Here is an 11,960-nt window from a genome sequence, read left to right as displayed (position 1 = left end):
GCGCCTGTGGCTGGCGAAGCATCCAATCCCACGCTTCGCCAGCCACACCTTTTCAAAGAAAAATAATCGGAGGATTCCAATGGAAACAGCATACACTTATCTCGCACTGAGCGGCGTTCTTACCGTCCTGCTCTGGACCCCATATATCACCGGACGCCTGTTCGTCTGGGGGCTTCCCACATTTCTGACCAACTACCCTGAAGGCTTTCCCAAAACCGAGCCGGAAACGCCGATGTGGATGAACCGGGCCAAGCGCGCTCACCTCAATATGGTTGAAACCATGCCCGCCTTTATCGCGGTCGTTGTGGCTGCAGGCTTGCTTGGCGATGCTTCCACCGCGGCAACTGTCGGCACTTGGGCGCAAATCTTCTTCTTTGCCCGTATCGCACATGCGGCCGTCTACATCGCAGCGATCCCTGCGCTTCGGACACCGACATATCTCGTCTCCTGGGCTGCAATCTTGGTAATCGGCGCACAAGTCATTCTGTGATCCGAGCCAATCGCGGCTCGCGGGCGGGGTCTCATAGGGTAACCTCGCTCGCCTCCTTTCTCGGATCGACGCTCGGACTGAAGCGCTTCTTCAAAGAACTTCAGGATCGCCGCCCACGTTTTCGCTTGGGCCTGCGCTTCAATTCGCCGCTTTTCGCCTCCATCAAAGAGCAGGGTTGGATTGGTACCCGTCCCCGTAATGCCGTTCCCTGCATCGGGGAGCACTAGCAAAGAAGTCTTAAGCCCCGCTTCAGCCCGGCGCTCTGCGACATTTTGAACTTGGTGCCCTGCTGACCATAGATCGTCGAGTTCACCGCCCACGACGAGAACAGCGCCCTTAAACTCCTCAATCGGAATGCGAGCGGCGGCCACCTGATTAGGATTGGCCCAGCGGCCTTCATCCATTGGGGTTCGCAGGCGACCGCGCTCCCCGCGTCCAAACTTGGAGACTTCGCGGTTCCAATTTACGCTGTAAGGCACATAGGCGAGCGGCTCGCCTTTCCATGAGTAGGATGAAGTCGTCCCCTGCTTCACGCGGTCGCCCCAACCTTCCCAAACGACATCGGAAGGCGAGATGCCCGCAACCGCTTTCACCCAGTCATATTTGGTTGCTGCCAGCAGCACGTAGGCGCCGTTGCGTGAATAGCCGTAGAGGCCCATGCGGTCTTCATCGACCTCATCGCGTGTAAGCAACCAATCGCGCACCTGTTGAAGCCGGTCGATGGGAATATCAACATAGGTTGTTGGCATGCCCGCGATCGATGGCTCGCGCGGGCCATAGATGATCTCATAGGTCGCAAAGTGGACCACCGCATAACCCTTGGCGACCAGCTGCGGCATAAGCAGTTCGCGGTTCTGTGCATGGCTATCGACCCCATCGATCACGATGATAACCGGGTGCTTTCCGGGGCTTGCCGGGGCAGCGAAATAGGAGCCGGGCAGCGAGGGAAGTTCCTCTACGCTGTACGAAGGCGCGGCGTAGCGCATCTCAAATGAGTTCGACGCCACCACTTCCGCATCGATCAGCGCGCTAACCGTGACGCGGTTGTCCATTTCCGCCGGTTCGTCGCTCACCTGCCGCATCGAACGGAAAAGGCCCAGCGCATCTGTCCCCTCATAGGAACCTGCGATTGCCTCGCTCGCCGCGATATCCACACGGCCCTCTTCATCGCTGCGAAAGGTGGCGGCAGACTGATAACGCCGCACCGGATACCCGCGCTCGTAATATGCTTTGAGCACCCGCTCGGCGCGAATCTCAACTTCAATCTCCGGCGGTAAATCAAGCACTTCCACAGCAACCGGATCACCAGCGGTCACGATTTCGCCGCTTGCGAATTCAATCCGCTGGGCCGATGTGGAGGTGGCTCCCGCAATCAAGGCAATGGTGCCCAGGGCCGAGAGGAATTGGGGACTAATAATCAAGAGGCTGCTCCTCGCACTTCGGTACAGACCGACGAATTGTGATCCCGACAAACGATATAGCTCAGCTTCCCAGCGGCCCGTCGGAAAATCGGTGAGCGCACATCAATTCACTGCCAAAGAACAAGGCAATTCAGGTCAATGGAGGTGCGCCGAATAGGTCCCGCGAAATCACATTGCCGATTCTGTTGGTAGTGCGCATAAGTGGCAGCATGAAAATGGGTGAGAGCCTCAATCCAAGCACTCGGATAGGCGATCGGGCCTTTGACGCCCTCGCGATTGGCCTTGTTCTGGCAGCATATGTTGTCGTCTTTGCCCTGGTGCGCAGTGATGTGAGCTTTGGCCAAGTGTTCGTATCCGCATTGCTCAACGCGCTGCCGCTCGTGCTGCTTACCGCAGCTGTTCGCCCTGCCATTCGGCGGTGGCTGATCGGTTCTGGCGTAATTCGGCAGGTGTTGGGCCACGTAGCCCTCGCCGCGCTGTTCAGCGCCCTCTGGCATTGGATGATCCTCATCCTTGTAGGGATCCGTGACGACGGCTCTGCCACAGAATTCACCGTGAGCGCCTTTTTCAGCGACCCTGCGCTCGCGTGGCAATTGCTCCAAGGCGTAACCATCTATACGCTGGTGGCAACGCTCACGTACATGCGCGAGCAAGGCGAATTGCCGGCCTTCCTCGGTGCCGATGATGACTTGTGGCCTGATGCTAGCGCACAGGCCGAAACGGAACCGCCGATGAAGCGCTACTTCATCCGTCGCGGTGAAGACATTCAACCCATCGACATACCGCAAATCATCAGCATCATTGGCGCTGATGACTATGCCGAAGTCACCACGGCAGAAGGCTCACATTTGGTTCGAACCACGCTCGCCAAGTTTGAAAGCGCGCTCGACCCCGAACAGTTCCTTCGCGTCCACCGCTCCCGCATTGTCAATATCAACAAGATCGACCGCGCGCAGCCCATTGGTGATGGCCGCATGGTGCTGCATATGGAAAGCGGCGAAGATATCCAGACGAGCAGGTCCGGCGCCAAATCGCTGCGTAACCGGGTAATTTAGCCTGCTTGGAATTTGGTTGGCTCTGACCTCTATGTTCTATATATGTTCTCATTATGGGAACACAAAATCACCCTGATTCTGTAAAAGGCCGCGGAGCGGCTTCTGCGAAGGTCCCTACCCGCTTTGGCCTTGCCACGCGGGAGATCGATGGCGATTGGCGCGACTACATGGAGAGCCTTGGCGTAGAGGGCGCTCCGCCGGTTAAACTGCGCACCCATGTGACCGAAGAGCGGCCCAAGACGATCCTGTCGTTCAATTCTTCGCCCGATGTGCCATTTGACCGCTCGATCAATGCCTATCGCGGGTGCGAGCATGGGTGCGTCTATTGTTATGCGCGCCCTACCCATGCCTATCACGATTTGTCGCCGGGCTTGGATTTTGAAACGCAGTTGTTTGCCAAGCCTGACGCGCCTGAGCTGTTGCGCAAAACCTTGAACAAGAGAGGGTATAAGCCGGCCCCAATCGCGCTTGGCACCAATACCGATCCGTATCAGCCGATTGAAAAACGCTATGAAATCACGCGGGGGATTTTGGAGGCGTGCCTGGAAGCGCGCCATCCGGTGACGATCACGACCAAATCTGACCGGGTCTTACGCGATGTGGATGTGTTGGAAGAGATGGCGCAGGCCAATTTGGTAGCCGTGGCGATATCCGTCACGACGCTCGACTCAAAGCTGTCAGGCAAGCTTGAACCACGCTGCGCGGCCCCTGCCAAAAGGATTGCAGCTTTGGGCAAGTTGATCGAAATTGGCGTGCCGGTGCATTGCTCGGTCTCCCCCATAATCCCAGCGATAACGGACGAATTTATGGAAGGGATAATTGAATCAGCCGCCAATGTCGGAGTGCGCAGCGCCAGCTGGATACCTTTGCGTCTTCCACACGAGGTTGCCCCACTCTTCCGTGAATGGCTCGCCGTTCATTATCCCGACCGTGCAAGCAAAGTGATGCGCATCGTCCGCTCTATTCGAGGGGGTAAAGATAACGATCCCAATTTCTTCACTCGAATGAAACCCACAGGCGTATGGGCCGACATGTTCCGGGCTAGATTTAGGATCGCATGCAAGCGCAGCGGTGTGGAGCATGGTAAAACTGCATCACGGTTTGAGTTAGATTGCTCGAAGTTTCGACCACCGGAAGTCGACGGGCAGATGCGGCTGCTTTGATATAGCTCAATGTATTGGGTTATTATTTGTGGAATTCATCTCCGGACAGCGCTCCACCAGACCGGTTTAACTCGAAATAAACCGTGATTAAGGACTCGCTAAACAAATTGGACTATTAGCATCTCGTAATCGGGGGGGTGCAAACCGTGACAAAAGACGCAAGTACACAAAGCAATAGCCAAGCTGATCGTCGTAAAGCGGATCGCAGAGTATCGGACCGCGGCATGGATGATCGCCGGAAAGGCGAGCGCCGCCAAAGCGATGCCCCTTACACCGGACCCGAACGGCGCAAACATCCGCGCACTTAGGTGACGACCGCCGCTAGAGCGGCAGCATCACGCACCGTTGCCTCGTCCATCTTGGTCAAAAAGCAGGCGCGCATTGTTCGCCTCGCGCGGTTCACGTTGCAGCTAGCATGGGCAACCAAAAACGTTGGGCAAAGAGCCGTTGCCCTCTCCCCAAGCCGTTTCGAAAAACTTTAACCTGGCTGAGAGGTGTGAATCCTCCGGCGAAGATCGCACGCCCGCTCCACGAAAGTAGCGCGAAGCAGTGTTTGCCTCACCCAAAGCCCCCGCCAGTCTCCCCCGGCTTAAACCGCATCAAACGGCTGTCGAGCAGCGCTGCTGTGCGGTTCTGTACGGCGATCTGGTAATCTGGGTCCTTGATCATCGCGAAGAAGGCGCCCGAATTGGGATATTCCGCCACAAAGCCATCGTGCCAGACCTTGTCGTCAGGTTCTGGCCCGGTGACCATCGTCTGAAATGCGCCGCGCCATACGACTGTGCCGCCTACGCCTTGGAAGATGGGCCCTGAGGTCTTGCCATATTCCTCATACGCGCGCCGCCCGGTCCAGCCATTGCCGCGGTGCTCATGCCCCTCGGGATATTCCGCAAACTCGCGGTAGCGCAGCAGGTTGAGCATATGGATCGGCTCATCGCGGGGCAGATCTTTGAATGCCTGAAAATTGGACGGGCTTGGATCGATATAGACTTTTGCCATTCCTCACCCTTCCAATTTGTAATCCGAAAACCGTTCACGAAGGTCTTTCTTGCTGATCTTGCCAGTCGCGGTGTGCGGAATGTCATCCACAAATTCAATTGCATCCGGCAGCCACCATTTCGCAATCAGTGGTTTAAGGTGATCCATTATATCGTCGGCTGTGACCTTTGAACCTTCGTTGCGAACCACGAAAAGTACAGGGCGTTCGTCCCATTTGGAGTGATACATCCCGACACACGCCGCTTCGGCGACTTCCGCATGACCAACAGCCGCATTTTCCAGCTCAACCGAGCTGATCCATTCGCCGCCTGACTTAATCACGTCCTTGGTACGGTCGGTCAGTTGGAGCGTGCCATCCGGGTGAATGATGCCGACATCGCCTGTATCGAACCATCCTTCACTGTTGGTCGCGTCTGTTTCGCCCTTGAAATAGCGGCGGATGATCCACGGCCCGCGAATTTGGAGCGCGCCCGATGTCTTCCCATCGCGCGCAAGCTCGGTTGTCATGTCTTCAAGATCAACAATTCGAAGCTCTACTCCGAAAATCGGACGCCCCTGCATCGCGGTCTTATCAACTTTCTCCTCAAAGGTAAGTTGATCCCAATCCCATGTTGGTCCGCCAACCGTGCCGATAGGCGAGGTTTCCGTCATACCCCATGCGTGCTGAACACGGGTGCCATTTTTCATGAGCCGTTCGATCATAAAGCGCGGGCAGGCAGAACCGCCAATTGTTGCCGCTTTCAATGGGGGTAGATCGAGACCCTCACGATCGCAATATTGGAAGTGGGCAAGCCAAACTGTCGGTACACCGGCGCTGTCGGTCACGCCTTCGCGGATCATCAAATCGTGCAAGACGGCAGGGTCATTGACCGCAGAGAAGACGAATTTCACACCGGCCATTCCGCCTGCATAAGGCAAGCCCCAAGACGCAGCGTGGAACATTGGCACAACCGGCAGCATGACAGACCCGCTTGAGAAGTTGAATGCAGATGGCTGTAACCCCGCGACAGCGTGCATCATCGTGGAACGGTGTTCGTATTGCACGCCTTTGGGATTGCCGGTCGTGCCCGAAGTGTAACAGATCATGCAAGGATCGCGTTCATCCCCCTGATACCAATCATAATGTCCGTCCTGCTCACCAATCCATTCTTCGAAAGACGGGGAATGATCACCGGAATCGAAGCAAATATAGTGATCAACGCTGGTCCAACGGTCTTTCATTTTGTCGACAATGGGTTGGAACGCGGCATCGTAAAGCAAAACGCGGTCTTCGGCGTGGTTGACGATATATTCGAGTTGATCTTCGAAAAGGCGCGGGTTCACCGTGTGGAGCACTCCTCCCATACCTGCGACCCCGTACCAACTTACCAAGTGGCGCGAATGGTTCATGGCTAGGCTTGCAACACGCTCTCCCGGCTTAATGCCAAGTGCTTCTAACGCTTGAGCCATTTTGAGAGCGTCGCGGCGTATTCCGGCCCAGTCGGTCCGGGTTTCGCTACCGTCGGCCCAGTGGGTTACGATTTCGCGTCCACTAGCTTCGCGCGCAGCATGGTCAATCACATGGGTAATGCGCATTGATTGACCTTGCATGGCCCCAAGAGTTTGCGTCGGCATGGGTTTCTCTCTCCTAATTGGTCGTCGCATCGTTTTGGATGCAATTTTCAACGAAGACAATGACGCGCAAGGTTACCCTTTGCAATCATCATATGCCCCGCTCAAAGGTTCATCCGGAACCCTGCCCCAAGAACATTAGGACGAAAATCAAGACCGACGTGTTCCATCGCCCCGAACATGAAATAAACAAAATTCTATGGCTATTAGAGGCAGGTTAGAAACCCAATTTCGGTCAATTGAACGCAAATACAGAACGATTTTTCACAAATTTTCACTATTCTGCCGGCAATAGGTTTACCGTCAATTTTTGACGATTCTCACCTTTTCAGATGAACTTAACAAAGGTCTTATTGTGAACAAACAAATACTCTTGCTTGCAGGCGCTGCTGCGGTCATCGCGGTCCCAGCTCAAGCGCGCGAAGGACAGCCATATATTGGCGTAGATGCCGGTTTCGTTCTCGGGACTGACATTGATTTGGACCTCGACTCCCCAGTGAACGAAGATCGCGCGGCACGGGTTGACCGCGATGACGGTTATGAGCTTGGCGTTGTCGCCGGATATGATTTCGGCGCCTTCCGTCTTGAGGCCGACGTTAGCTACCGCGAAAACGATTCTGACCAATTGGAAATTATCACTCCCGGTTTCAGCAATGCGTCTGGCCTTCCGATCGCCCTCAATCAAGTCGACATCGGCAGTGCCGATGTGCTTACAGCGATGATCAATGGGCTGATTGAATTTGGCGATGACGATGGCATTACCGTCTTTGCGGGCGGCGGGGCTGGCCTTGCGCATGTCGATATTAGCGCTGGCAATACCACCATTGGAGAACCGATTAGCGATAGCGATACCAGCTTTGCTTATCAGGCTCTGGCGGGCGCCCGTATCGCGGTCTCCGACAATGTCGATTTTGGCCTAAAATACCGGTATTTCGTCGCCGACAGCGTTGGCATTAACGCAACCAGTGGGGCTGAGCTGGACGCTGCTTATGAATCGCACTCAATCCTTGCAAGCTTGCTCTACAATTTTGGTGCGCCGACACCGCCGCCACCTCCACCACCTCCAGCTCCGCGGCCAATTCCTGCACCTCCTGCACCGCCGCCTCCACCAGCTCCGGCTCCCGCGCCTGTTTGCAATACGGGCCCATACATCGTATTTTTCGATTTTGACCAATCGGCGATCACTTCGGACGCAGCAACCATTCTGGACAATGCGTTCACAGCCTATTCCAACTGCGGAACCGCTGCGGTGATGCTCGCTGGTCATACAGACCGTTCGGGCAGCAACTCCTATAACGAAGCACTGGCGGAGCGCCGCAATGCGAGCGTTACGCAGTATCTCGCCGGAAAAGGCATTCCGGCGGGCCGCATTTCTGCTCAAGCGTTTGGTGAAACGCAAAACCGTGTGCCAACCGAAGACGGCGTACGCGAGCTGCAAAACCGCCGCGTAGAAGTCACTTATGGCCCAGGTTCTGGTCTGTAAGCTTTCAGCTTCATAGCGAACAAACGAAAAGGGGCCGGAGTGATCCGGCCCCTTTTTCGTGCATCCTAGTAACTATGGATCAACGGATAAAGTATCCGGAAAACTCAAGATCGTTTCCATCGCGCACCAAGATGACCGGCATCCACTCCCGTCAATGACACGGTTTGCGCGCACCGATGCCGCCGTTATCACGCCACCAATTTGAGATTGGGCCGTCCGCGTGCAGGCGTGAGAGCGACGTTGGAAAGTCCCTCCATTTCCGTCAAACGCTCCGCAAGGTCTCCATTCAGAACGAAATTGGTACCAAGGCGCACATTCGCCTCCTCGTCCTCACCAAGGATCAGCCGCAAAAGCACCTCACCTTGCGCGCCGCTCGCGGTTGCAAGTTCGAGCTTTAACTCAGCTATGGCATCAAGGCTGTGCACGTCGGCCTTGAGGATCATGGGGATCGAACCGGAGACCGCCGCCAGTGGACGCGCGCCGCGCACGGTGAGGCGCGGCGGCTCTCCGGGATTGGGGCTGTCCAGCTCGACGGTCAAAAGCACGCATTCGCCAGAAGCTGCCCATTCGGGGAATTTCTCAACCAACGATTCTTCAAAGCACGCGCTTGAGAATTGGCCGGAGCTGTCTGAGAAATCGGCTCGAATGAACTCAGCCCCCCGTTTGGTGCGCCCCTTACTCGCGCTTTCAACCATCGCCGCGATCATCGCGGTGGAGCGGCCACCAGCAGGCGCGCCGCCTTCCATAAGGCTTTGATAAGTGCGCGCGCCGTGGGCGGAGGCGGCATCGCGATATTGCTGGACCGGGTGGGCGGAGAAATAGAAGCCGAAGTTTTCGCGCTCCTTCGCCATTTGTTCAATGCGCGGCCAGGCTTCTGCGGCCTGAAGGCGAAGGTCATCTTGTGGGGCGTTTTCCCCTCCGAAAAGACCGCCCTGCCCGCTGGACCGTTCACGCGCGGCGGCATCGGCAGTGGCAAGCAGCAGGTCAGCATTGGCGAACAATTCCCCGCGATTGGCGTGGAGACCGTCCAAGGCCCCTGCACAGATGAGCCCCTCCAACTGGCGCCGGTTCATGGAGCCTTGGGGGATGCGTTCGAAGAAGTCTTTGAGGCTTTCAAATTTCCCGTTTGCCTCGCGCTCTGCAACGATGGCGTCCATCGCCTTTTCACCCACATTGCGAATGCCAGCGAGCGCGTAACGCACTGCATAGCCATGATCGGTTTGCTCGGTGATGTATTTGGCTTGGGAGAAATTCACATCGGGCGCGAGGACTTCGACACCTGCGCCGCCCTCCCGCTCAACCGGATAACGCCGCGCATCATCGACAAAGATCGAAAGCTTGTCCGATTGGTGCATGTCGAAACACATGGACGCAGCGAAGAACTCTTCGGGGTAATGCGCTTTGAGCCATGCTGTCTGGAACGCGAGCAGAGCATAGGCGGCAGCGTGTGATTTGTTGAAACCATAGCCTGCAAACTTGTCGATCAAATCGAACAATTCGTTGGCTTGTTTCGCCTCAATATCAGAGACTTCCTTGCAACCTTCGACAAAGCGGACACGTTGAATGTCCATCTCGGCTTGGACTTTCTTACCCATCGCGCGGCGCAGCAAGTCAGCATCGCCAAGCGAATATCCCGCGAGGATTTGCGCAGCCTGCATCACCTGTTCTTGGTAGACGAAAATGCCGTAGGTTTCTTCGAGGATACCTTTGAGTTTCTCGTGCGGATATTCAATCGGCACTTCACCCGCTTTGCGTTGTCCAAACAGCGGGATGTTGTCCATTGGACCGGGACGATAGAGCGAGACGAGTGCGATGATGTCGCCAAAGTTGGACGGCTTCACCGCCTTAAGCGTGCGGCGCATGCCTTCCGATTCCAGCTGGAACACGCCGACCGTATTACCCGACTGCATAAGGTCATAAACGCCCGTATCATCCAACGGAAGCGCGCCCAGATCAATTGTAATCCCACGCTCTGCGAGAAGGTCCACCGCCTTGCGCAAGACCGAGAGCGTTTTGAGCCCCAAGAAGTCGAATTTGACCAACCCCGAACTCTCAACATTCTTCATGTCGTATTGCGTCACCGGCATATCCGAACGCGGATCGCGGTAGAGCGGGACAAGCTGCGCCAATGGCCTATCGCCAATCACAACGCCGGCTGCGTGGGTGGAACTGTTCCTTGGCAGACCTTCAAGCTGAAGCGCGAGATCAACGAGGCGTTTCACCTCATTGTCATTGTCATATTCCTTCTTGAAATCCGCCGCACCATTGAGGGCACGCGGCAACGTCCATGGGTCGGTTGGATGGTTAGGTACCATTTTGCACAATCGGTCTACTTGACCATAGCTCATCTGCAAAATCCGCCCGCAATCGCGCAGCACAGCGCGCGCTTTCATCTTACCAAAGGTGATGATCTGCGCGACGTGATCGGCCCCGTATTTCTCCTGCACATAGCGGATAACCTCGCCCCGCCGCGTCTCGCAAAAGTCGATATCGAAGTCGGGCATGGATACACGTTCCGGGTTCAAGAACCGCTCAAACAGAAGGCCCAATTGGATGGGATCAAGGTCGGTAATTGTTAGCGCCCAAGCCACAATCGAACCCGCACCAGAACCACGCCCCGGCCCCACCGGAATACCCTGATCCTTGGCCCATTGGATAAAGTCGGCAACGATCAGGAAGTAGCCGGGAAAGCCCATATTGACGATGATGCCAATCTCATAGTCGAGGCGTTCAAAATACGTGGCGCGGTCTTCTTCCGACAGGTCCTCGTAGGACGATAAACGATCTTCAAGGCCCGATTTAGAGAGGTCAGCCAGCATCTTAGCTTCGCCTTCTAAGTCCCCTGCAAGACTTGGCAAAATCGGATCGCGGTAAGGCGGCGCATAGGCACAGCGCTGGGCGATGACCATTGTGTTGGCGATGGCTTCGGGCACGTCGATGAACAGGTCGCGCATCATATGCGCCGTTTTCACGTAGGCTTCTTCATTGGTGCGCGGGCGGTCTTCGTTTTCGACATAGGTCGAATTGGCAATGCAAAGCATGGCGTCATGCGCCTTGTGCATATGTGGCTCTGCAAAGTTCGACGGGTTGGTCGCCACCAGCGGAAGATTGCGAGCGTAAGCCATGTCGATCAGCGGCTCTTCCGCGTGTTCGCAAACGGGATCGCCGTGGCGGGCAAGCTCGATATAAAGGCGGTTCGGGAAAAGCATCTCCAGCTTTTCAACCAAAGCGCGAGCTGCATCGTTCTGGCCCTCGGCCAGAAGCCGGGTCAGCGCCCCTTCGCCCGCTCCCGTCAGAGCAATCAGACCATCGGAATGCCCTTCAAGTTCGGACATCTGAACATGGGGTTCCAGCTCCAATGGCCGGTCAAGGTGGGCGGCGGACACGAGATGGCAAAGGTTGTCATACCCCGCCTCATCCTTGGCGAGCAGCGGCAGATAATCGACGAGCTTTCCGTCAGAACCTTCCCGCGCCACGCCGAGCAGTGTGCCGATAATCGGCTGCACGCCCTCACCCTTGCACGCATTTGCGAACATCACTGCGCCATATAGGCCATTACGGTCGCAGATCGAGATCGCGGGATAGCCGCGTTCCTTAGCAAGCTTGGCAATCGCCTTGGGGTCAATCGCCCCTTCCAGCATGGAATAGGACGACAAAACACGCAAAGGAACAAAGGGAGCAAATAGCATGCCCACAATCTAAGAAATTTGGCGCAAATCTAAAGCGCCAACCCCGTTT

9 protein-coding genes are annotated in these 11,960 nt (G+C 56.1%); 5 read left to right on the top strand and 4 right to left on the bottom strand.

Annotated features, from left to right (window positions below; genetic code table 11):
- Positions 1–79 precede the first annotated feature (79 nt).
- The gene (locus ABJ205_RS14625) at positions 80–490 is read left to right on the top strand and encodes an MAPEG family protein (RefSeq protein WP_348158440.1); all 411 of its coding nucleotides are present in this window, start codon (positions 80–82) and stop codon (positions 488–490) included.
- Here ABJ205_RS14625 and ABJ205_RS14620 read toward each other — a convergent pair.
- The gene (locus ABJ205_RS14620; RefSeq protein WP_348158442.1) at positions 400–1,911 is read right to left on the bottom strand and encodes an acyl-CoA thioester hydrolase/BAAT C-terminal domain-containing protein; all 1,512 of its coding nucleotides are present in this window, start codon (positions 1,909–1,911) and stop codon (positions 400–402) included. The two genes, ABJ205_RS14625 and ABJ205_RS14620, sit on opposite strands and share 91 nt — an antisense overlap.
- A gap of 209 nt (positions 1,912–2,120) precedes the next feature.
- Here ABJ205_RS14620 and ABJ205_RS14615 point away from each other — a divergent pair, with 209 nt between their 5' ends.
- From ABJ205_RS14615 to ABJ205_RS14605, 3 genes are all read left to right on the top strand, one after another.
- Positions 2,121–2,966, top strand: a complete 846-nt coding sequence (locus ABJ205_RS14615) for a LytTR family DNA-binding domain-containing protein (RefSeq protein ID WP_348510074.1) — start codon at positions 2,121–2,123, stop codon at positions 2,964–2,966.
- Positions 2,967–3,019: 53 nt separating this feature from the next.
- Positions 3,020–4,129 carry a PA0069 family radical SAM protein gene (locus ABJ205_RS14610; RefSeq protein WP_348158448.1) on the top strand — a complete coding sequence of 370 codons (1,110 nt, stop codon included), beginning with the start codon at positions 3,020–3,022 and terminating at the stop codon, positions 4,127–4,129.
- 146 nt (positions 4,130–4,275) lie between these two features.
- On the top strand, positions 4,276–4,437 hold the full coding sequence (locus ABJ205_RS14605; RefSeq protein ID WP_348158450.1) for a hypothetical protein: 162 nt from the start codon (positions 4,276–4,278) through the stop codon (positions 4,435–4,437).
- Between the two features lie 250 nt (positions 4,438–4,687).
- Here ABJ205_RS14605 and ABJ205_RS14600 read toward each other — a convergent pair whose 3' ends face one another.
- Both ABJ205_RS14600 and ABJ205_RS14595 read right to left on the bottom strand, forming a co-directional pair.
- Positions 4,688–5,128, bottom strand: a complete 441-nt coding sequence (locus ABJ205_RS14600) for a DUF1330 domain-containing protein (RefSeq protein WP_348158452.1) — start codon at positions 5,126–5,128, stop codon at positions 4,688–4,690.
- A 3-nt stretch (positions 5,129–5,131) separates the two neighbouring features.
- A complete protein-coding gene (locus ABJ205_RS14595) occupies positions 5,132–6,742 on the bottom strand; it encodes a long-chain fatty acid--CoA ligase (protein WP_348158455.1) in 1,611 nt (536 codons plus the stop codon).
- A gap of 352 nt (positions 6,743–7,094) precedes the next feature.
- Between ABJ205_RS14595 and ABJ205_RS14590 the strand changes: the two genes are divergently transcribed.
- Entirely contained in the window at positions 7,095–8,222 is a 1,128-nt protein-coding gene (locus ABJ205_RS14590; protein WP_348158456.1) for an outer membrane beta-barrel protein, read from the top strand.
- A 188-nt stretch (positions 8,223–8,410) separates the two neighbouring features.
- Here ABJ205_RS14590 and dnaE read toward each other — a convergent pair whose 3' ends face one another.
- On the bottom strand, positions 8,411–11,911 hold the full coding sequence (dnaE, locus tag ABJ205_RS14585; RefSeq protein WP_348158459.1) for a DNA polymerase III subunit alpha: 3,501 nt from the start codon (positions 11,909–11,911) through the stop codon (positions 8,411–8,413).
- Between the last annotated feature and the right edge of the window lie 49 nt (positions 11,912–11,960).

It is taken from the genome of Erythrobacter sp., from assembly GCF_039988855.1.
Taxonomy (GTDB): domain Bacteria; phylum Pseudomonadota; class Alphaproteobacteria; order Sphingomonadales; family Sphingomonadaceae; genus Erythrobacter.
Note: the sequence above shows the minus strand (reverse complement) of the source record. Positions and strands in the feature narration are given on the sequence as shown.